At 51.8% G+C, this 21,934-nt stretch carries 19 protein-coding genes, 1 tRNA gene and 1 pseudogene; 8 read left to right on the forward strand and 13 right to left on the reverse strand.

Annotated elements, in window-relative coordinates:
• Window positions 1–541: 541 nt before the first annotated feature.
• From IV91_RS17800 to IV91_RS0102385, 9 genes are all read right to left on the reverse strand, one after another.
• Window positions 542–763, reverse strand: a complete 222-nt coding sequence (locus IV91_RS17800; protein ID WP_150112353.1) for a hypothetical protein — start codon at window positions 761–763, stop codon at window positions 542–544.
• 39 nt (window positions 764–802) lie between these two features.
• Window positions 803–881: transfer RNA gene (locus IV91_RS0102350), tRNA-Ile, on the reverse strand.
• A 7-nt stretch (window positions 882–888) separates the two neighbouring features.
• Window positions 889–2,766 carry an RNA polymerase sigma factor RpoD gene (gene rpoD, locus IV91_RS0102355; protein ID WP_031595710.1) on the reverse strand — a complete coding sequence of 626 codons (1,878 nt, stop codon included), beginning with the start codon at window positions 2,764–2,766 and terminating at the stop codon, window positions 889–891.
• A gap of 75 nt (window positions 2,767–2,841) precedes the next feature.
• Window positions 2,842–4,596, reverse strand: a complete 1,755-nt coding sequence (gene dnaG, locus IV91_RS0102360; protein ID WP_031595711.1) for a DNA primase — start codon at window positions 4,594–4,596, stop codon at window positions 2,842–2,844.
• A gap of 68 nt (window positions 4,597–4,664) precedes the next feature.
• Complete coding sequence (gene rpsU, locus IV91_RS0102365; RefSeq protein WP_031595712.1) at window positions 4,665–4,877, reverse strand: 30S ribosomal protein S21; 213 nt, start codon at window positions 4,875–4,877, stop codon at window positions 4,665–4,667.
• Between the two features lie 77 nt (window positions 4,878–4,954).
• Window positions 4,955–5,359 carry a hypothetical protein gene (locus IV91_RS15585; RefSeq protein WP_051861889.1) on the reverse strand — a complete coding sequence of 135 codons (405 nt, stop codon included), beginning with the start codon at window positions 5,357–5,359 and terminating at the stop codon, window positions 4,955–4,957.
• Between the two features lie 88 nt (window positions 5,360–5,447).
• A complete protein-coding gene (locus IV91_RS0102375) occupies window positions 5,448–5,672 on the reverse strand; it encodes a hemerythrin domain-containing protein (protein WP_051861891.1) in 225 nt (74 codons plus the stop codon).
• Window positions 5,673–5,675: 3 nt separating this feature from the next.
• The gene (gene sppA, locus IV91_RS0102380) at window positions 5,676–7,544 is read right to left on the reverse strand and encodes a signal peptide peptidase SppA (RefSeq protein ID WP_031595718.1); all 1,869 of its coding nucleotides are present in this window, start codon (window positions 7,542–7,544) and stop codon (window positions 5,676–5,678) included.
• 2 nt (window positions 7,545–7,546) lie between these two features.
• Entirely contained in the window at window positions 7,547–7,984 is a 438-nt protein-coding gene (locus IV91_RS0102385; protein WP_031595720.1) for a phosphate-starvation-inducible PsiE family protein, read from the reverse strand.
• A 182-nt stretch (window positions 7,985–8,166) separates the two neighbouring features.
• On the opposite strand from IV91_RS0102385, the gene IV91_RS0102390 reads away from it, so the two are divergent.
• From IV91_RS0102390 to IV91_RS0102400, 3 genes and pseudogenes are all read left to right on the forward strand, one after another.
• Window positions 8,167–8,685 carry a PAS domain-containing protein gene (locus IV91_RS0102390; protein ID WP_031595722.1) on the forward strand — a complete coding sequence of 173 codons (519 nt, stop codon included), beginning with the start codon at window positions 8,167–8,169 and terminating at the stop codon, window positions 8,683–8,685.
• Window positions 8,686–8,910: 225 nt separating this feature from the next.
• Window positions 8,911–10,188: pseudogene (locus IV91_RS19575) on the forward strand (methyl-accepting chemotaxis protein); the annotation flags it as partial.
• Between the two features lie 68 nt (window positions 10,189–10,256).
• Window positions 10,257–12,110: a hypothetical protein gene (locus tag IV91_RS0102400; protein WP_084189865.1), complete on the forward strand. Its 1,854-nt coding sequence runs from the start codon at window positions 10,257–10,259 to the stop codon at window positions 12,108–12,110.
• A 62-nt stretch (window positions 12,111–12,172) separates the two neighbouring features.
• Here the strand turns inward: IV91_RS0102400 and IV91_RS0102405 are convergent, their stop codons facing one another.
• Entirely contained in the window at window positions 12,173–12,742 is a 570-nt protein-coding gene (locus IV91_RS0102405) for a YceI family protein (RefSeq protein ID WP_031595727.1), read from the reverse strand.
• A 211-nt stretch (window positions 12,743–12,953) separates the two neighbouring features.
• Between IV91_RS0102405 and IV91_RS0102410 the strand changes: the two genes are divergently transcribed.
• The 5 genes from IV91_RS0102410 to IV91_RS0102430 all read left to right on the forward strand — a co-directional run bounded on the left by IV91_RS0102410 (window position 12,954) and on the right by IV91_RS0102430 (window position 19,103).
• Window positions 12,954–13,670: a helix-turn-helix domain-containing protein gene (locus IV91_RS0102410; RefSeq protein WP_031595729.1), complete on the forward strand. Its 717-nt coding sequence runs from the start codon at window positions 12,954–12,956 to the stop codon at window positions 13,668–13,670.
• 232 nt (window positions 13,671–13,902) lie between these two features.
• Window positions 13,903–14,547: an OmpW/AlkL family protein gene (locus IV91_RS0102415; RefSeq protein ID WP_031595730.1), complete on the forward strand. Its 645-nt coding sequence runs from the start codon at window positions 13,903–13,905 to the stop codon at window positions 14,545–14,547.
• Window positions 14,548–14,748: 201 nt separating this feature from the next.
• On the forward strand, window positions 14,749–16,152 hold the full coding sequence (gene hemN, locus IV91_RS0102420) for an oxygen-independent coproporphyrinogen III oxidase (protein ID WP_031595731.1): 1,404 nt from the start codon (window positions 14,749–14,751) through the stop codon (window positions 16,150–16,152).
• Window positions 16,153–16,354: 202 nt separating this feature from the next.
• On the forward strand, window positions 16,355–18,604 hold the full coding sequence (locus IV91_RS0102425; RefSeq protein WP_031595732.1) for a TonB-dependent receptor: 2,250 nt from the start codon (window positions 16,355–16,357) through the stop codon (window positions 18,602–18,604).
• A 160-nt stretch (window positions 18,605–18,764) separates the two neighbouring features.
• Entirely contained in the window at window positions 18,765–19,103 is a 339-nt protein-coding gene (locus IV91_RS0102430; protein WP_031595733.1) for a P-II family nitrogen regulator, read from the forward strand.
• 51 nt (window positions 19,104–19,154) lie between these two features.
• Here IV91_RS0102430 and IV91_RS0102435 read toward each other — a convergent pair whose 3' ends face one another.
• Genes IV91_RS0102435 through IV91_RS0102445 form a run of 3 tightly spaced genes read right to left on the reverse strand, consistent with a single transcriptional unit; the run spans window position 19,155 to window position 21,852 of the window.
• The gene (locus IV91_RS0102435; protein WP_031595734.1) at window positions 19,155–20,309 is read right to left on the reverse strand and encodes a 5-(carboxyamino)imidazole ribonucleotide synthase; all 1,155 of its coding nucleotides are present in this window, start codon (window positions 20,307–20,309) and stop codon (window positions 19,155–19,157) included.
• Window positions 20,306–20,803, reverse strand: coding sequence for a 5-(carboxyamino)imidazole ribonucleotide mutase (gene purE / locus IV91_RS0102440; protein ID WP_031595737.1), 498 nt, complete (start codon window positions 20,801–20,803; stop codon window positions 20,306–20,308). The genes IV91_RS0102435 and purE overlap by 4 nt, the downstream gene beginning before the upstream one ends.
• A gap of 5 nt (window positions 20,804–20,808) precedes the next feature.
• On the reverse strand, window positions 20,809–21,852 hold the full coding sequence (locus IV91_RS0102445; protein WP_051861894.1) for a bifunctional UDP-4-keto-pentose/UDP-xylose synthase: 1,044 nt from the start codon (window positions 21,850–21,852) through the stop codon (window positions 20,809–20,811).
• Window positions 21,853–21,934 lie beyond the last annotated feature (82 nt).

Here is a 21,934-nt window from a genome sequence, read left to right on the forward strand (position 1 = left end):
AAAACCAGCATCCTGAGCCGGTTTTCTTTCTTGTATCTCTTTGCTCTGGGCGCGCTGTTTTATCTGATGCATACCCTGAACACAACCATGTGATGCAATAACGCTACCCAATCAGGGGAATCCCGTTGCCAGATATTCCTAATAATGAACGAATCACCCGACCCACGTATTATTTAAGCCGTTCCTATCGTCTTTACTTGCGCTGCCCCCATCACACAAAATCCGTACAGAATTTTCTGAAAGATCAGGGAAACCTCGCTTCCCTCTGTTTTTTCTCACCCTTGGTTGCATCTACTTGCTGAACATGCCGGGGGAACTGGAGGTCAGTATCATACGAAAGAACAATATGAAGGCGGGTGATCTTGTCAGCGAAATCCAAAAGATGACGCTTCCAAGACCCGCCGCAATTATTTTTGGATTGGAGATGCGGTGGCCCCCTTGAGTCGCGTGGTTTTCCTTACTTGGGATCAGGGGGAGGGAATACCGATCAATCTTGACGCCTCTCGCGCTTGAGATCATATCCCAACAACCGCGCCACATTTCACTTCGATATGTATTCTGGTTCACCTTTAATGGCGACTGTATACCCATCTATGGGCTTGAGTATGAAATTTTCGATGAGTTCGGTATGCTCTGGAGTGAGTTGGTTGCGCTCTTTTCTTCCGAGGATTAAAATCCCTTTTCGTTCAGTTTTGCCGGATGGAAAACCACCTTTTTCGGGTGGCAAGGGCGTCAAATGGGTGGTAAAATCGGTTGGATTCAAATTAAACTATCGTGAACCTGCTGATTTAACTTGATTTATTGGTGGGCCTCCTCGGAGTCGAACCGAGCACCAACGGATTATGAGTCCGCTGCTCTAACCAAGCATGAGCTAGAGGCCCGGTTAACTCAATTTTCTGAATTTTCTATGAAACTACGCAGTCGTTCCGAACGGGAAGGATGGCGTAATTTGCGCAGGGCTTTGGCTTCGATTTGACGAATGCGTTCCCGTGTTACATCAAATTGTTTGCCCACCTCTTCCAGCGTATGGTCTGTACTCATTTCGATGCCAAAGCGCATTCTTAACACTTTGGCCTCCCGTTGCGTCAAGGAGTCCAGCACGTCTTTAGTGGCATCGCGCAAACTGGCATACAGGGCAGAGTCAGCCGGCGCAACGGTAGCATTGTCTTCGATGAAGTCGCCTAGATGGGAGTCGTCATCATCCCCAATGGGCGTTTCCATGGAAATGGGTTCCTTGGAAATTTTGAGGATCTTGCGAATCTTGTCCTCAGGCATCTCCATTTTTCGTGCCAGTTCAGATGCATCCGGTTCCAATCCGGTTTCTTGCAAAATCTGGCGGGAGATGCGGTTCATCTTGTTAATGGTTTCAATCATGTGCACCGGAATTCGGATGGTGCGGGCCTGATCAGCAATGGACCGGGTAATGGCCTGACGGATCCACCAGGTGGCATAAGTGGAGAACTTGTAGCCACGCCGGTATTCAAACTTGTCCACGGCCTTCATCAGACCGATATTTCCTTCCTGAATTAGGTCAAGGAATTGCAAGCCGCGATTGGTGTATTTTTTGGCAATGGAAATGACCAGACGCAGATTGGCTTCGATCATTTCACGCTTGGCACGGCGCGCACGGGCCTCTCCAGTGGACATCTGGCGCGCGATCTCCTTGAGGTCGCGAATGGGGATGCCCACTTCTCTTTGCAGCGCAAGAATTCGTTCCTGTTCTTCAACAATCGCGTACTTGAAACGTTCCAGGGCTGCGCTGTGACTCCGCTTGGCACTGATTTCATCAGCCAGCCAGTGCAGATTGACCTCATTGCCCGGAAAGGATTTGATGAAGTAGTTCCGTGGCATCCCCGCCGAACTGACGCAGAGATGCATGATATTGCGTTCATGGGCCCGGACCCTGTCCACTAATCGGCGCAGGCTACTACACAAAAATTCCACTTGTTTGGCCGTGAAACGGATGGCCATGAGTTCCGTCGAGACGGATTGCTGCAATGATTTATATTCTTCGCTGGCATGTCCTGCGTTGGCAAGAGTCTGTTGTAATTGCTGATTGAGTTCGCGAACTCGGGAAAAGCGAACCAAAGCTTCGGTTTTCAGATGTTCGAGACTGGCATTGGACGCGTTGGCATCCTCATCTCCCTCTTCGTCCTCATCGTGAGTGAGGTCGATTTCCACCTCTTCAGTCAACTCCTCGTCCGAAAGAAGGGCACCATCGCTGTCGATCAACCCGTCGATGACTTCGTCGATTCGTAAAGTTCCCTCAACCACGGAATCCACCAGGACCAGAATTTCATCAATGGTGGAAGGACAGGAAGAAATCGCCTGAATCATGTGCTTGAGGCCATCTTCGATGCGCTTGGCAATCTCGATTTCCCCTTCACGGGTCAGCAATTCCACTGAGCCCATTTCACGCATGTACATCCGCACAGGATCCGTGGTCCGACCAAAATCCGAATCCACCGTGGACAGCGCAGCCTCGGCTTCTTCCACCACGTCCTCATCGGCCATGGGCGGAGGCGCTTCCGACATGAGCAACTGTTCGCTATCCGGTGCCTCGTCATACACCGCAATACCCATATCGTTGATCATGCCGATGACGGACTCGATTTGATCCGAGTCGAGCATTTCATCGGGGAGATGATCGTTGATTTCAGCGTAGGTGAGAAACCCCCGATCCTTTCCCAGTACGATGAGATTTTTAAGTCGGGTGCGTTGCGCGTCGACGTCGGATTGTCGCGTCTCGGGTTTATCTGCAGCCATAGGCGGGCGTACTCCTGTCAGGCAGAATCGTTAAAATAACAGAGGATTATAGCCTATTATCGAGAATCCTTCCAGTCACTGCGCCAGACGATTGAGCGTCAACCACTGCAATCGTTCCTTTTCCTGTTGATTCAGAGGGCGGCTCTGCGCCAACTGGAGCAGGCTTTTGGCCTCCTGTTGACGCCCCATACTCTGCCAGCGCTTCAGACCATCTTGATAGACTACGACCAGTTCCTCCGTTGGAGTCTCCTGTAGGGTCAAAAATTCCCTTTTTAGAACAGCTTCTATCAATTTTTCTTCATCCTGGGCACGGAAATGTTCGAGAATATGTGACAGATTGGGAATGGAGTCCTGATGACGCAGATAACTGGCCAAATGGTGCAGAGCCAGTGCGTCCGGAAGTGGAGAAGTCTGGGTATCCGGGTCAGGAATGCCGACCTGCTGTGCAAAGGAGGGTTCAACCAGTAGGCATGCTATTAACTGATGGGCAATGGAACTGGGGGCCTGGCGCGGCCGGAGAGGGAGGCGAGACCGTGGTTGAGGTGATTGAACCCTGGGGGCAGCGGAGGTTCCGAGAAATGAATTCAATTGGTCTAGGGTGATTTCCAACCACGCGGCCATCATTCGTTTCAGTGAGAAGGTGAGCCAGGGGGAAGTCAGCGTAGCCAGAAGTTCCCGTGCTTGGCGCAGAAATTGGCCCTGATGTTCGGGTTGGCTGCGTATCAGTCCTTGGGTCAGCAGTTCCATGACGAAATTGGAGAGTGGGAGGGCCGTGGCAATTTTGGCACGCAGTACAGCGGGGCCATTCTGGCGCACGAAACTATCCGGGTCATCTCCTTCCGGGAAAAACAGGAAGCCGATTTCCTTTCCTTCCTCAAAAAGAGGCAAGATCAGGTGCAGGGCTCGTTCGGCGGCTTTGCGTCCAGCTTTGTCGCCGTCAAAGGCAAAGAGGATCTGGTCCGTGCTGCGCAACAAACGTTTTGCCTGATCGGCTGTGGTGGCTGTCCCCAAGGTGGCGACGACATTGCCAATCCCTGCCTGGGAAAGGCTGACGACATCCATGTATCCCTCAACCACGAGAATCTGGTTGTTCTGACGCAGTGCCTGACGGGCCTGGGGCCAGCCGTATAATTCCTTGCCTTTTTCAAATAGTTCGGTTTCAGGTGAATTCAGGTACTTGGGTTCCCCGGCATCGAGGACTCGTCCACCAAAGCCAATGACCTGTCCTTTATGGTCATGGATGGGGAACATGAGGCGGTCGCGAAAACGGTCGTAACACTTGCCATTCTCGTTGCGGACCATCATTCCCAAGGCCAGCCAGGTATCGACGGTGACCTGAGGGAACTTTTCTTCCAGTCCATGCCATGCGTCGGGGGCATAGCCCAAACTAAAATGTTGTGCAGTCTCCGGTGTTACCTCCCGTCTCTGGAGATATTCCCGAGCATGAGGAACTTGAGTTAGTTTTTCCTGGTAATGGAGGGTAACTTGTTGGAGCAGGTCGAGGCCGCTTCTGGAGGGAGCCTGACGGACCGGTTCTGTGCTTGAGGGAACCGTCAGTCCGGCTTGATCTGCCAGATGCTGGACCGCTTCCACGAAACCGGCGCCCGTATGTTGCATCACAAAGCCCAAGGCATTGCCACTGGCACCACAACCAAAGCAGTGAAAAAACTGACGTTGGGGGTTGACCGAAAAAGAAGGGGTTTTTTCCTGATGAAAAGGGCAACGGGCAACGTAATTGACGCCCGCTTTCTTGAGCGGAACCGATTGCCCGATCAGATCGACGATATCAGTGCGATCCAACAGGGTTTGAATGAAATCGTTGGGGATCATTCGCTTCCCTGTCACCCCAACCCCCGTGCCGGCGAGAAGGGGAAGTCAAATGATTGAAAGTCCTATAATCAATACAACTTGGGCGGTAACATTTGGCTACGTAGACGCTTGTAACGGCGCTTGACGGCAGCGGCCAATTTACGCTTGCGTTCGGCGGTGGGCTTTTCATAGAATTCGCGGGCACGCAACTCGGTCAACAGCCCCGTTTTCTCAACGGCGCGCTTGAAGCGGCGCATGGCAACATCAAAAGGTTCGTTTTCTTTGACGCGGATGTTCGGCATTCAGACCTCGGATTCAATCAGCAGGGTTATCAATCTTTCAAGTATAGCAGTTTTTATGGGAGATGGCGCAGCAAACGCTATTTTTTCAGAGGGAACGGTGAAACATAGGGTGTGAGAGAACGGATGGTGCTTTTTTCTTCGAGTTGGGCCAAGGCTCGCTCAAATTCTGCCGGGATCCGTATCTTCAATTCTACGCCCTCTGGGAGGTAGTAGTGTCCTTCGAAATAAACGGGGGATTGAAGGTCCAGACGGTCCTGTGGGCGGAAGTGAGCCCAGCGTAGAAGGGCCTGTTGTTTGTTATCCTGATGGAGAAAGGTGATTTCATGGTGTTCAAGAATGGCCAATACCTGCAAGGCACGGATGGGAAGAAACAGCGGTGAATCCGAACGCTGGACCAGGACATGAAATGATCGGTAAGTCGCGGCGGGCATGCCCCGCACTTCGCTCAGGATGGGTGTGCCATATTCAACGGTTAATTCCATTATTACTCGTGTTCTGTGTGGTCTGGTCTGTTCTGTTTTTCTGGATGAGCAGCATGGGAAGAAGAGAGGGAGAAAACCTCGGGGCGGCTCAAATATACTCGGGGTACGTGAACTCTCCTATGGGGCGATGCTCGGAAAAACGGGCAAAGTCCGCAAATTTCTTGACCTCTAACAGGATGCGCATGATGGTGGCTTCGGGTTCTGCCGATTTGATCGCCACGTCCAGTTTGCGGAAGAGCATGATCAAGAGACGATGCTCCGTATCGATCAGAGGGTTGCCAATTTCGTACGATTTATCCCAGTGAATATACATGGCTCAGGGGATCTGGCAGAAACAGTGGGTGAGGGGAACGAAGGGGGCGGTTCCTTTCAGCAGTGGGCTGACCAGGACACTCAAGTCGGTTCGCATTTGGGAGGACGATGCGATGGTCAGGGCAGGATTCAGCGCGAGTGTTCCCTGGGATAACCAAGCCACCAGAGGATTGGGTAACAAACTTTGTCCAATCAGGTTGAGCCACCGTTGCCAGGGACTGGGGTTGGGATCGTAATAGTGAACAGGGGCACTTTCCGTGAGATGTGCCCGCAAACGGGCGCTCTTCAGGGCGTCCTGAAACAGGCCGAGATGATCGATCAGATGGTAGTTCAGGGCTTGGGTCCCGGTCCATACCCGACCCTGGGCGACAGTGTCGACGGCTTGAGGAGAAAGCCGGCGGGCAGTGGCCGTGCGCTGGATGAAGTCCTGATAGAGGTGACTCACGCTGCTTTGCAGGATCTGGGTGAAGCGTGGATCCAGAGGGCGCAACAGATTGTCGGCGTCGCTCAGCCAGGTCGTGGTGACTCCCCCTGTATGAATGCCGGCCTTGTTCATGAGACCATCGGCGGTGGGGATCAGGGCAAATACGCCGATGGAGCCAGTTACCGTATCCGGGTCGGCAATAACTTCATCTGCAGACAAAGAAAGCCAGTAGCCGCCGGAAGCCGCCAGATTACCCATGGATACCACCACCGGCTTCCCCGCTGCCTGGGTGAGAGCCAGTTCGCGCCGAATCAGTTCCGAGGCATGGGCGCTGCCACCGGGCGAATCAATGCGCAGCACCACAGCCTTGACCTGATCGTCTTCCCGTGCTGCCCGAACCAGATCTGCGGTGGTGATTCCCCCAATCGTTCCGGCCGGTGCTTCTCCGTCCTGTATTTCTCCTTCGGCGACGATCACGGCGATGCCATCCCCACTTTTGGGATCAGGGAGGCGGGAGACATAGTCATCCAGAGAAATTTGGCGAAAGTCCTTGGCCTTGTCATCCTCATGGCCATTTTTTTCCAGTAATTTGGTCAGTTCGTCGGGGGTGACCAGAGCATCGACCCAATGCTGGGAAAGGGCCAGTTTGGCGGCATTGCCTTGTAGCGTGGCGAGATCCTGGGGAAGATGATCGATAGATTGGTCGATCATGCCAGCGGGTTGGTGACGCGCGTTTTCTATGGATTGATCAAAATCTGCCCAAAGTGCGTGGTAAAGGGTTTGATCCGCCTCCAAGGCGGCTGGAGAAGGTCCATTGGCAACATAAGGTTCACCGAAACTCTTGTATGTGCCTACCCGAATCAAGTTGACCTTGATACCCAAACGATCAAGGGCATCACGGTAATAATTGCGGTAACGTCCAAAACCTTGAAAGAGTACTTGTCCCAAAGGGTCAAGGTAGAGACGGTCGGCGTGGGCTGCCAGAAAATATTGGCGTTGATCGTAATGGTCAGCCCATGCAATGACGGGCTTCCCTGTTTTTTTGAAACGGTCTAACGCATGGGCGACTTCGTGCAGGATAGCGATTCCTGAAACTTGCAGACCATCGGTCTTGAGCAATATGCGATCGATGGCAGGATCCTGGGCTGCTGCATCCAGAGCTTCCAGAACATTACGCAACTCGATATCTCCAGAATCGTTTTGATGCAACAGACTTGCACTCAGAAGATTATCGGTACGGGGAGCCGCTTGCTCCACCAGGTGGGCGTTCAAATCAATGACCAGAGTGGTTTTTGGCTTGGGAGCCGGGATGCGATTGCTCAGATAGGTCGTCAGGCCGCCGGCCAGAAGAAACACAAATACGAGACTGACTCCCAATTGACCCAGGCCCATCAATCCACGCCAAATCCAGTACAGGGAACGTCCCAACCAACGAAACAACGACGCCATACTTACTCCTGAGGAGGTGGGAAAAAGAGGGAAGCGACCCGGGTACCGACCAGAACAGCAATCAATAGACTTAGCGCCAGAATGTCACGCCATTCCAGGCTATGGCTGTAGAGTCCAATGAACACATCGCGCAGTACGAAGACGATGGCGACTTCAGAGATGACGCGCAAACGCAAGCGATGAAACTCTAAATAATCAGTGAAACTGCGAAAGAGTTCGATCAAGACGAAAACAGACAGAATGGACTCCACCAGGGTTTGGATGGCGATTTCGTGTCGCAAGTTGCGTAGTGCATCATAGAGGTCCACCAGAACGCTGAACAACGCAACCCCCAAGGTGATCAGCATCACCATGATCAGGAACACAACGATGAGGTCGATCATGGAACCGTAAATTCTTAGGATGCGACCCTTGAAACCAAGAATATTTTTGAAGCGCATGAGACACTGATCCGGTAAAGATGGAAAACACAATCGAATAGAGTTTTTGGTGAGTGCTCAGGATAGCAGAAAATGAGAAAAATCTGTCCTGATCCGGCACGGATTCCAAAAAGACCATGCTAGAATCCACACGGACAATACGTTACGATCCCAAAACTTTCATGCCGACCAGAGGTTGATTCATGAAAAACAAATTATCTCCGACACAGGTAGAAAAAGTCATGCGTGATAATGACTTTATCGTTTCGATGACCGACGTCAAGGGGCGTATTACCTACGGGAATCGCATTTTTATCGAGTTTTCTGGCTATTCCTGGCAGGAGTTGGCAGGAGTGCAACATAATATTATTCGTCATCCCGATATGCCCCGATGCGTGTTCAAACTGCTCTGGGATGTCATTGCCGGGGGGAATGAATGCCATGCCTATGTTAAAAATTTGGCCAAGGACGGAAGTTTTTACTGGGTTTTTGCCAACGTTACTCCGCTCTTTGATCCGTCCGGTCAAATTGAGGGATATTTTTCCGTGCGGCGCAAACCCAGGGCGGAGGGGGTCAAGGTGATGGCGGGCCTGTACCAGGCGCTGCTGGAAATTGAACAAAAGGCGGGGGCGCGGGATGCCATTGAAGCCTCTACTCAGGTGCTGTTGAAGATATTGGCGGATAAGGGCGTGGGTTATGACGAGTTTGTTCTCTCGATCTGATCCTCTATAGTACTTTAATTGTCTGTTTATTTGGGGATATATCGGACCATGACCCACTCCTTGATCGGCAGGATGACCTTGATTTACTCGATACAGGCTGCCTGGGTGAGCCTGATGGTGGTATTGACGGCGGGCTTTGGGGTGGTTTCTCCCTGGTTGTTGGTGCTCCTGCTCCCCGCGTTGTTATTGCCTTGGCTTTCGTTGCGTATATTGACCCGATGGATGAGTCCGCTCGACAAACTCAATGTCGTAGTGCGTGAGGTCGCTCAGGGACGCTTCAATAATCGGGTTCTGGGTGTGGACGATACGGGTGAACTGGGAGAACTATGCTGGAATATCAATGATATGCTCGACCAGTTGGGTGCTTTCTTTCGTGAGCAGGAAACCACCTTTCGGGCCAACATCGAAGGTAAATACTATCGTACGACTCTTTCCACAGGGTTGCATGGAGGATTTCGAAGGGGATTGGAAAACCAGAATGTTTTGCTGGCTGCCATGGCAGACCAAAAACGCAAGTCAATTTATCATGGACTCATTTCACGGGCCCATGACCTCAATACGCGTAATTTGCTTCCCAACCTGGCTTCTACTCAGGAGGATATGCATCTGATCACGGAGCGCATGGGCGCGGTCACGGATCAGGCTACCCAAACGTGCGCCGATGCAACTGTCGGAAAGTCACTGGTGGCGGAAGTCGTCCAACGTTTGGATGATATAGCCCGTCGAGTGGATTCTGCCAACCAGACTTTGCTGCAATTGAATTCACGCAGTACGGAAATTCGTCAAGCAGTCGCACTCATCACCTCCATTGCCGATCAAACCAACCTGTTGGCGCTCAATGCGGCGATCGAAGCGGCTCGAGCGGGAGAGGCGGGGAGGGGGTTCGCTGTGGTGGCGGATGAAGTGAGAAAGTTGGCTGAGAATACCAAACATGCTTCGAGGTCCATCGGTCAGATCATGGAAACCTTGCAGCAGGAAACTCATCAGATGCAGGCGGATTCCGAAGAAATGCGCTCGAACGCAGTGCAATCATTACACGTCATCGGTCAGATGGCAGAACGTTTCGCATCTTTCGATGCTTCAGCCAATAAAACGCTGAAGGATGCAACTTACGCTCATGATCTGAGTTTTACCTCCTTGATCAAGGTGGATCACCTCATTTACAAACAACAGGCCTACGTCATGCTCAATCGTACAGAAGATTCAACAGCAGCCCAGGCGGTGGCGGTGGATCATCGCCATTGTCGGTTGGGGCAGTGGTATGACGGTGCAGGTCGGAAAGATTTCGGTTCTCTCCAGGCCTTTCGCCAGTTGGAAACTCCTCATGCCAAAGTTCATGACAACATTCATGAGGTTGGTCATCTGATGGAAGGAAAATGGATGGAAGATCTCGATATCCATGACCACATCATTCAGTCCATGGAAAAAGCCGAACAAGCCAGTTTGGAAGTAATGACATTGCTGGCCCGGATGGTGCGCGACAAACATCCCTCTATGGGATAGAACTGATTGGGGTTTCGGAGAGATGTCTCAATCCTTGAACCGGTCAGGATAACTTAATGGAGACGGGTATGGTGGAGGTCCCCAAGGTTTGGCGTTTTTTTCGGGCAGGTGGATTTGATCAGGTCAAAATCGAGACCGCCTCGGATTTGCTCGAACTCAAGCAATTGAACCAAAAGTTATGGGTCGCTTTGTCCTGTCCGGTCAAGGGACTGCAATTTGACGAACGCACGCTGAGTTTGATCGATACGGATCAGGATGGGCATGTGCGAGTCCCTGAACTTTTGGCTGCCATCGATTGGGCGGCGGATCGATTGATTGACCCGGAAATTCTGGCATGCCCCCAGGAGGGTTTGAGACTGAGCCATCTGCGCGAGGATGAGAAAGGTTGCGCACTGGCCGAACAGGCCCGTCGGTTGCTTGCGGACTTGGGCAAAACCGAATTCGATGCCTTGACTGTCACCGATGTTGAACAGGCTCAGACGCGTTTCATGGCTCGACTTCGTACCGCATGGGAAGACGCCTGCCCTGCAAGTTTGCCGCTCGGAGAAAAAACTCCTGATGGGTACCTGATCCTGAAAAAGGTGGCGGATAAACTGGATGATTATTTCTTGCGCTGTCGTATTCTGGCCTTTGAAGGAAAGCAAAGTGAAGAATTGGTTACAGAGGCGCAACATCAAGCGGTTTTTTCTTCTTCCAGTGTTGCTCGGGAGGTATTACTGGAGTGGCCTCTGGCGCTTGTGGACAGTTCGGGGTGTTTGCCTCTAATCGAAGGGCTCAATCCAGTCTGGGCGGGAGCCATGACTTCTTTTCGGACCCAGGTGGTCATTCCACTATTGGGAGAGCGCACCACACTGGCCGAGAGTGAATGGATACAACTCAAGGATATTTTTTCAGAATTCGCAGACTGGCAAGGGGCAGGTCCTGTGGATACAGAGAATGAAACGGTTCGTGATTTGGAAAAATTGGTCCGACTGGTGCGAGATCTCATGCTCCTGGCGAACAATTTCGTTTCATTCAAGGCCTTTTATACGCGTACGGGTCAAGCGATTTTTCAGGCGGGTACTCTTTATCTGGATAGCCGTTCCTGTGAACTGTGTGTCACGGTGAACGATACGGCCAAGCATGCACTGTTGGCAAATTCGTCGAACATTTGTCTGGTTTATTGCGATTGCACGCGCGCGGGGCAGAAGACCACCATTGCGGCTGCATTTACTGATGGGGATTCTGATCAGTTGAGGGTGGGAAGAAACGGTGTGTTCTATGATGCCAAAGGACAGGATTGGGACGCCACCATTACGCGTATCCTCGAGCAACCCATCAGTCTGCGTCAAGCGTTCTGGTCACCTTACAAGAAGATGGTACGTGCCATCAGCGACCAGTTTGAGAAATTTGCCTCCAGTAGAGCCAAGGCTGCTGATGACAAATTGGTCAGTTCTGCGACCTTGACCACTAAAAACGCTGCCGGGGGTACTTCCGGCGTGGCACAACAGGCTTTTGACGTAGGTAAGTTTGCGGGAATTTTTGCGGCCATCGGCATGGCGGTGGGGGCCATTGGTACTGCTCTGGCTTCGGTGGCAGTCGGGTTATTTTCCTTGGCGTTCTGGCAGATTCCGTTTGTCCTTCTGGGCGTTTTGCTTCTGATTTCCGGGCCATCGCTTCTGTTGGCATGGTTCAAGTTGCGTTCCCGTACCTTGGGTCCGATCCTCGATGCCAATGGGTGGGCGATCAATGCCCGGGCAAAAATCAACCTGCTCTTTGGGGCTTCCCTGACTCAACTGGCCCAATTGCCACCAAATGCTGAACGGACACTGACTGATCCCTTTGCCGAGGAGGATCACTCTGCCTGGATTTATGTGGTCTGGGGTGCAGTGGCTGTGATGGTCGTGGCTATGCTCTGGGCCATGCGGACGAAGTCGCATTGATGCGCGCACGGCGGTCTGTTTGAAATCCCCCCGAGGGCAAGCCTCGGGGGATAGAACCGTTGTTACTGTTTGATGGCCTCCACAGAAACCGTGATGGTGACATCATCACCCACGTAGGGAACATATTTGCTCATGCCGAAATCAGAACGTTTGACATGGGTTTCTGCATCGCCACCACAGGCTTCCTTGAGTACCATGGGATGGAGTTTGCACGTGAACGAGGTGATCTTGAGTGCCACGGGATGGCTGATGCCTTTGAGAGTCAGGATCCCGTCGATTTCGGTGGGCGTATCCCCGGTAAATTTGACGGAATCGCCCTTGAAAGTGGCGGTAGGGAATTTTTCCGTGTCCAGAAAATCGGCTTCCTGAATATGCTCATTGAAATGATCCGAACCGGTACTCACGGAGCGGGTATCGATGGTGATATCGGCTGCACCTTTCCTGGCTGCGGTGTCCAGCATGATCGTTCCGGATACCTTGTCAAAGCGGCTCAACTGGGTGCTGAATCCGAGGTGGTTATAGGAGAAGCGGGCAAAGGTGTGATGGGGGTCGGTAGCATAGGTATCCATGGCCGCGTGCACCGATGCGGAAAGGGGGGCAAGCAGGGCGAGAATGAGTCGTGCTTTTTTCATGAATTGTCTCCTGGGGGATAAATAGTACGAACACGAACAATATAAGGGTTTGCATCCATGGATGCAAGTTTTTTTGTGGAATGTTAGATTCGATTCTGCCACAGGATGGCATAAAAGCTTTCCCCTTCAAAGATAGGGAAGGGTACAATGACATAAGTCAAAATCTGATGGTATTTTATTAATAATTTTCGGATCAGGCATTGTTCCCATTATGAATCTTCATGACTTGAAATCGGTATGTGGTAGTTGCACCATCCGGGAATTGTGTCTTCCTGCCGGATTGAGCGATGAGGAAGTTCATCTGCTCGATCAGCACATGGATCATCGTCAGGTTGTATCCAAGGGCGACTATCTTTACCGTGTCGGTGATCCTTTTCGTTCACTCTTTGCTGTGAGTTCCGGGTTTTTCAAGACGGTATTGCTTCATGAAGATGGTCGGGGGCAGATCACCGGGTTTCAGATGATGGGAGAACTGCTGGGTTTGGAGGCCATTCATAGCGATCATCATGTGTGTGACGCCATTGCTCTGGAAGATAGTGCCGTGTGTGCCATCTCCTTTGACCAGTTCGAACAGTTGGGACAGATCATGGCCAACCTCCAGCATCGGTTCAACAAGGATTTGTCTCGGGAAATCGTCCGCGAACACAATGTCATGATGTTGCTGGGGAGCATGCGTTCGGAGGAGCGTCTGGCCAATTTCCTCATCGATCTGGCGGATCGCCATGCCCATCGCCACCAGTCCTCTGTGGAGATGACCCTGCGCATGACGCGAGAGGACATTGGCAGTTATCTGGGGCTTAAACTGGAAACCGTCAGTCGTCTTCTTTCGCGTTTTCATGATGAAGGCTTGCTGGAAGTACGGGGACGGCGGGTAAAAATTCTCGACCGAAACGCCTTGGCCCTGCGCAGAACAGAAACCCATAATTAGCAAGTCAGCAGATCTTCCGGGTCTGCGATTTCATTTCTTTTCATTGGTCGGTATTTTGTTGTGTAAATGCAACAATCTTTCTCTGAATTGTAACGATCCTGTGACCAACTGTTTCATTCAAGATTGATTTGCGTCAGAATGCGCGCTTATGTCCTGCGCTACCATAACTGCGCAGGGCTAGGAACTGCATAAAAAATCATGCCTGTCATACAACGTACTTAGGAGGGGAGTAATGAAATTTTCGACCAAAAAAACTTTGGTGGCGGCCGTCGCTTTGACCGCTGTGGCTGGTTCCTTCGCTGCATCCAGCGCCTTTGCAGATGATAGTGAGCCCAGTCCCTGGCTCGTTCGGGTTCGGATGCTTCAGGTCCAGACCATGCAGGGTAATGATGCCGGAGGCGGTGTACCCGCCGATTCGATCAAGGTAGCCAATCGCACCCAACCGGAAATTGATGTCTCCTACTTTATCACCCACAATATTTCTGCGGAATTGGTGGCTTCCTATCCGCTCAGCCATCAGGTGCAAGTGAATGGGAATTACATCGGCGGTTTTCAGGAATTACCTCCCATTTTGAACTTGCAGTACCACTTCGATGGGATGGGGAACTTTGTACCCTACGTGGGCGCGGGCGTGATGTACATGAGAACCATGAACGTTTCCCTAGAAGGTGGAGCATTGGGCCTGCAACAGAACAACTGGGGAGAGGATGTCCAGTTGGGTGCGGATTACAAGCTGGATAATCACTGGTTGTTGAACGCGGATATCAAGAAAACCTGGGTTAGCGTGGGATTGAATTCTGCTGCTACCGGCGGCACGATTCTTCAACTCCATCCCGATCCCTATATCATGGGTGTGGGGGTTGGCTACCGTTTCTAACATGGTCCTCTAGCCGGCTTTCCCCCTCCGCCGGCGAACCTTCGCCACCGTAGCGTAGTTTTGCGGTGGCGCTTTCCTTGTCTGGCGGGGATTACGGCTCGGTTAATCCGAGCCGTTCGTATTTTCGGGATCCCGGGGGTAACGTACCAAAAGTTGATTTTCGTCAATATTTACGGGATTGGCTGGGGAGATAATGCACCCATGGACCGTATGAAACCCACCTCCGAGATTGTCGTTTCCCCTGAATTGGTGGAGCGTTTCGATATTGCGGGGCCGCGGTACACTTCTTATCCGACGGCGGATCGTTTTCTGCCCGACGGGTGGGGTGCGCACCTAGCTCATGCCTTGGGAAGTCGTGCAAGGACGTTGGGTCATGCGCCGCTTTCCCTGTATGTCCATTTGCCTTTCTGTGCCTCGGTTTGCTACTACTGTGCCTGTAACAAGGTAATCACCAAGGATCACGGGAAGGTTTCGGAATATCTTCGTTATCTTGAACAGGAAATGGATTTGGTGGCACCCTTGATCGGTGCAGGTCATCGTCAAGTGGCCCAGTTGCATCTGGGTGGGGGATCTCCCACCTTTCTGGATGATGATGAACTGACCCAATTGATGAGTCTGCTGGCTCAGCGTTTTGAACTTCTTCCGGACATGGAACGTTCCATCGAAATCGATCCGCGTACGGTTACGCCGAAACGACTGGCACATTTGCGTACTCTGGGCTTCAATCGGGTGAGTTTCGGGGTGCAGGATTTTGATCCTCGCGTCCAGAAAGCCGTCCACCGTGTTCAGCCCTTTGAGCAGGTTCAGTCACTGGTGGAGGAAGTGCGGCGTTTGAGATTCGATTCCATCAACCTGGATCTTATCTATGGGTTACCCTACCAGACGCTGGAATCTTTTCAGAAGACTGTGGATCAGGTATTGACCATCCAGCCGGATCGTATTGCTCTTTACGCCTACGCTCATTTACCTGCTCGTTTCAAACCGCAACGGCGCATCGATGCGGAGACTTTGCCGGCAGTGGCCACCAAAGTGCAGATGATGGATCAGGCAATTCACGCCTTTATGGCCCATGGTTATGACTATATCGGGATGGACCATTTTGCCCTACCCGAGGACCAATTGGCCAAGGTTAAACGGGATGGACGGTTGCAACGGAATTTTCAGGGATATCATACCCATGCGGGGGCGGATCTGTTGGGATTCGGAGTATCTGCCATCAGCCAGGTGGGGGCAGCCTACAGTCAGTCCGTTAAGACTCTGGAGGCCTATTATGCGGCTCTGGATGCAGGAAAATTCCCCGTGGAGCGAGGCTTGACGCTGGAATCCGATGATCTTCTGCGGCGCGAAGTCATCATGTCCTTGATGTGTCAAGGGCGTATTGCTTTTGAGACCATTGAGCAAAATTACGGAATCGACTTTGCAACCTATTTCCAGGATGCGCTGGAGCGGTTGCAGGAATTTGAACATGAGGGCCTTTTGATCCGTACGTTGGCGGGTTTGGAGGTCAGTAAAGCCGGGTGGTTCTTTGTGCGTCCCATGGCCATGAGTTTTGATAAATATCTCTGGTTGCATCAGGATCATCAACGTTTCTCGAAAGTGTTGTAGCAGTCTCCTAAAGTGGTCTTCGCCGCCCCCAGTCCTCTGTGGGCGGCTTTTTCTTGTGCGGTATTAATGCGGAGGAATATTTCGAGGCAATGCTTTTGAATATGGTTATCATTCACAGAATCTTCATCAGCGTTACTCTGGATTGTAACAATTTGTAACGACAATACCCCCCAAGGGAAAAGTTTTTAAAGGGGGAAGTATTGTGATAAAACAAAAATTTAAACAACGTGCCGTTCACCAAGCGGTGCTCTCTGTATTATCCTTGTTGGGGACCTTGCCCGCCTTGGCCGATTCTCAGGCCATGGACCTTGGGACGGTGTCTGCCACGGGTGGAGGAGAAGATCCCTCCATCCCGTCTGTGACGGGCAAAGGCACGGCGACTTATGAGGCTCCAGGCAGCATGTCCATCAATGCCACGGAACCAGTCTTCAATATCAATCAGCATTATATTGAAGAGAATGCGGCTCCTGGGGCAAACTACAGCGACATCATTTCCATTTTGCCCAGCGTGAACAGTGTGGATCCCAATGGTCCGGGGGGGATGGAGAATCAGGCCCTGACCCTCCGTGGTTTTCAGGATGGTCAATACAATGTCACCTTCGACGGCATTCCCTGGGGCGATTCCAACGACTTTACCCACCACACCACTTCCTATTTCATGGAGCAGGATTTGGCCGGGGTCAAGGTTGACCTGGGTCCGGGAGACGCCAGCAATATTGGCTATTCGACTTTCGGGGGGACCATCGCCCTCAGTTCAAAACTTCCCCAAAATCAGACCGGAACCAGTGTATTCGGAAGTTTTGGCAGTTGGAATACGCGCCTTCTCGGGGCCCAGTTCGATACCGGCAACCTGCAGAACTATGGGGATACCAAGGCTTTTATCAGTTACAAGGACTTTTCTACCGATGGATATCTGACCAACAGCGCTCAGCATCGCAAAAACCTTTTCATGAAGTTTGAAAAAGTCGTGGGTGAAGATACCCTGCTGACTTTTGTGGCCATGGGAAACAAGATTCAGCAGAATGTACCTTATGGGGCAACCTTGCAGCAAATGGCCCAATATGGCCGAAATTATGGCCTCTCATCCAATCCCAACAGCCAAGCCTTTTACGGCTACAACTTCGACAACATCACTTCGGACTTCGAGTACATTGGAATTAAAACCCGATTCGGCGATGTTGAAGTGGATAATAAACTCTATACCTACGCCTATTATCACAATGGCTACAATGGATTGCAGCCGGGCTTTGGCACCTATCCGGGGACGGGGAATGGGGCAGGCCTCCCGGCCACAGGAACAGTGGTAGGCGGAACAGCTTATCCCAATGATATTCCAGGTCAGGCGATGACCATGAATTATCGTTCGGTGGGTGATTTATTGAGAATGTCGGAAATCTTGGGCCAAGGTCAATTGGACTACGGCACATGGATCGATTATCAGAACAATAACCGCTCTCAGTACGAAAGTGACTGGACCTTGAACGGAGCCTACAATTCAGGTAACCAGATTTACGCAACGACGGGTAATCTGGCCTACACCGACCGCTTGATGATGGACACCTTGACCACCATTCAGCCCTATGTGCAGTATGAATGGAAACCCACCGAGAAATGGACGATTACGCCTGGCCTCAAGTACTCCTATTTTGAACGTTCATTTAATTCCCCAGTCATGCAGGGAACGGGGCAACCTTACAATGGGGCTCAAAGTTGGGCCAAACCGCTGCCTGCCTTGACCACCAATTACAAGGTGAGCAGCAACTGGTCTTTCTATGGCGAGTATGCCTCAGGGTTTATGGCCCCCAATATGAATAATTTCTTCAACAATGCCCAGACGAATACTTTAAAACCCCAATCCACCCAGAATTTCCAGATTGGAACCGTTTTTACCACCCGGGCCCTAAATCTTTCTGCTGATCTCTACCGCATCAATTTCACTGACAAGATCAGTCCAGTGGCATGCGGAATCAATACCTGTTTCACCAATATCGGGGGTGTGCGCTATGACGGGGGCGAGATGCAGGGAACCTGGATGTTTGCCAGGGGATTCAGCCTGTACGGTAATTTGGGGATAAATAATTATTCCACCAGCGATGGCTCCATCCTTCCCTATACACCGCGAACCACTGCGGCGCTGGGCGGAATCTACGACCAAGGGAATTGGTACGGCTCTCTTATCACCAAGGAAGTGGGCGCACGCAATAGTGGCGCGATGGCGGCCACCAACATTCCTTTTGGCTCTTACACCATGACCGACTTCAATATGAACTATAAGATAGACACAGGCTGGTCTTGGGCGAAGCAGGCAAAACTTGGATTTCAAATCAATAATCTATTTAATAGAAATGACATCTACGCATCGACATCCGGATTTACAGATCAAAATGGAAACCCACTGCTTTTTGCTTTGCCTGAACGCTCCTATGTGGTCAATTTTTCTGTGATGTTCTAAGTTCCTGTCATTCATGGATCGTTTTCAAAAATTGGTGCTATGCCCCCCATTGTGCAATCGGGGGGCATAGCATACATCACCTATTTTCTGAAGATATTTTATAAAAATTTAGTCAAAGACTGCTAAACTACTTCGAACAATGAATTCGTCGGAGTATGTTATGAAATTGATTACGGCCATCGTCAAACCCTTCAAACTTGATGAAGTCAGAGAAGCACTTTCTGAAGTGGGCGTATCTGGTCTGACTGTTACAGAGGTCAAGGGCTTTGGGCGCCAGAAAGGGCACACGGAGTTGTACCGGGGTGCGGAATATATTGTGGATTTTTTGCCCAAGGTCAAGATTGAGGTGGTTGTGACCGATATGCTGGTGGACAAGGTAGTGGAGGCAGTGATCCATTCCGCCCGTACCGGTAAAATTGGCGATGGCAAGATCTTCGTCATCGATGTGGAGCAGGCCGTACGGATCCGCACGGGAGAACAGGGTGAGGATGCCGTTTGACCTCCTCTCTTTCTTCTAAAGGGTGAAAATTTTCTATGCAACTGACCGATGTTATACGGCGACTGAACAGGAAGCCGTTGTGGTCAACGCATTTTTGAGGCGCAGCGCGCGCTCCAGTGCTTCATTGGCACTGGGACCCAACACCGTGATGTGTCCCATCTTTCGTCCTGGGCGGGGTTTTTCCTTGCCGTAGAGATGTAATTTGGCTTCTGGTTCCTGAAAAACCAAGGTCCAGGGGGGCGTTCCTTCCTGCCATAAATCTCCCAGCAGGTTGATCATGGCTGCAGGTCTCAACTGTTCGGTGCTACCCAGGGGGAGATCACAGAGTACCCGGACCTGTTGCTCAAATTGACTGGTGATACAGGCATCGAGGGTGTAATGTCCGCTGTTGTGAGGGCGCGGCGCTATTTCATTGACCAGGATTTGGTCAATCCCCGTCACAAAAAATTCTACTGCCATGACTCCCACATACTCCAGTCGTTCCGCAATTTCACTGGCCATTTTTCGTGCTCGGGCGGCCAGTTCGTCGCGAATACGGGCAGGCGCAATGGTGATATCCAGAATTCCTTGATGATGACGATTTTCAGCCACTGGCCAGTGGCTGATTTCACCGGCGGAAGTTCGGGCCAGAATGACCGATATTTCCAAACGAAGCGGGACGATTTCTTCCAGAATACAAGGCAGGAGATCGGAATTATGGCTCAGGATCTCCTGAACTTCTTCTGCCGATTCCACACGAACCTGGCCTTTCCCGTCGTACCCAAACCGTGCGGTTTTGATCAAGGCGGGAAATTTGATCTGGGCCAGTGCGTTAACACAGGATTCCCGGTTGGGGATAAGCGCAAAAGTACCTACGGGGAAGCCTTCGTTGCGCAGGAAGGACTTTTCCAGGATGCGATCCTGAGCTATCGATACGGCGCGTGCTCCCGGGCGGACAATCACCTGACTGGCCAGAGCGGACAGGGTCTCGGCGGGTACATTTTCAAATTCGGTGGTGACGGCTCGACAGGAATCTGCCAGCAGTTTCAGAGCCGTGGCATCATCGAAGGCCGCGCACAGATGACGGGTGGCAAAATGCGCTGCCGGAGCGTCCGGGTCGGGGTCCAATACCCAAACATCAAATCCCATGGTGCGGGCAGCCGAGGTGAACATTCTCCCCAATTGCCCCCCACCCAGCAAACCCAAGGTCCGATTGCGTCGACTCATGGGGCGGGCGGCAGATGCATGGCGGTGACCTGTGCAACCAACTCGGCGCGATAGGCGTTCAAACGCCCGGTCAGGTGCGGGTGCTGTGCAGCCAACAAACTGACCGCAAAAAGAGCGGCATTGGCGGCACCAGCAGCACCTACCGCAAAGGTGGCCACCGGAATTCCCTTGGGCATCTGTACGATGGACAGAAGAGAGTCTTGCCCTTGAAAATAGGGGGTAGGTACGGGAACGCCCAAGACGGGCAAGGTGGTCTTGGAGGCCAGCATGCCTGGCAAATGGGCGGCTCCGCCCGCCCCTGCAATCAGACAGTTCAGGCCGCGGTCACGGGCTTCTTCCGCGTAGCGAAACATACGGTCGGGCGTGCGATGGGCTGAAATCACCTGTGCCTCGAAGGGTACTTCGAAACGAGTCAGCATCTGGGCGGCCTCTTCCATCACCGTCCAGTCTGACTGGCTTCCCATGACCAGTCCTACCCAAGGCGTTGCCGACATCAACGTCAGTCCACCAATCCGCGTGCTTCTGCCACTTGGCCGCGGTAAGCATCATAGATGCGGCGCAGTGCGTCCATCATGCCGACTTCAGGCGCCCAGTTCAATTCTTCACAGGTATTGGTGATCTTGGGGACGCGATTCTGGACATCCTGATACCCCTTGCCGTAATAGGTGTCGGCGGTGGTTTCCACCAGTTTGACCTGTTGTGCGGTGGTGCGGTATTCGGGGTATTCCATCGCCAAATCCAGCATCATTTGTGCCAGTTCCCTGACCGAGTAGTTGTTGCTCGGATTGCCCACGTTGTAGATTTTTCCCGTCGCCACACCTTGAGGGTTTTCGATAATTTTCATGAGCGCAGAGACGCCATCGTCGATATAGGTGAAGGCCCGTTTCTGGGTACCTCCATCCACCAACTGGATATTCTCTCCTCGTACGATATGTCCAAAGAACTGGGTGATGACCCGTGAACTGCCTTCCTTGGGCGTGTGGATGCTGTCCAGTCCTGAACCGATCCAGTTGAAGGGACGGAACAGAGTGAAGTCCAGTCCTTCCTGCATGCCGTAGCCCCAGATCACCCGGTCCATCAACTGTTTGCTGCAGGAATAGATCCAGCGCTGTTTTTCAATGGGGCCCAGGATCAATTCGGATTGGTCGGGGTCGAATTCGCTATCCCGACACATGCCATAGACTTCCGAGGTCGAAGGGAAAAGGATTCGTTTGCCATACTTGACACAACTGCGCACGATGGGCAGGTTGGCTTCGAAATCCAGTTCAAAAACCCGCAAAGGTTGCTGAACATAGGTAGCGGGGGTGGCAATGGCCACCAGAGGGAGTACTACATCACACTTCTTAATATGGTACTCGATCCACTCCTTGTTAATGGTGATATCCCCTTCGAAGAAGTGAAAGCGTGGGTGGTCCAACAGATCCTTGACGCGTTCGCTCTGCATATCCATTCCGTACACCGACCAGTCGGTGGTGGACAGGATGCGCTGGCTGAGGTGGTGACCGATGAAGCCATTGACGCCAAGGATGAGGATTTTTTTCATGGGGGTTCCGTTGTTCAAATATAAAAATTAGGCATCTAAATTTTGACTGTTTTCAGAATCCCGCCATTATACGGTAAGGCTT

It is taken from the genome of Ferrovum myxofaciens (assembly GCF_000735045.1).
Taxonomy (GTDB): domain Bacteria; phylum Pseudomonadota; class Gammaproteobacteria; order Burkholderiales; family Ferrovaceae; genus Ferrovum; species Ferrovum myxofaciens.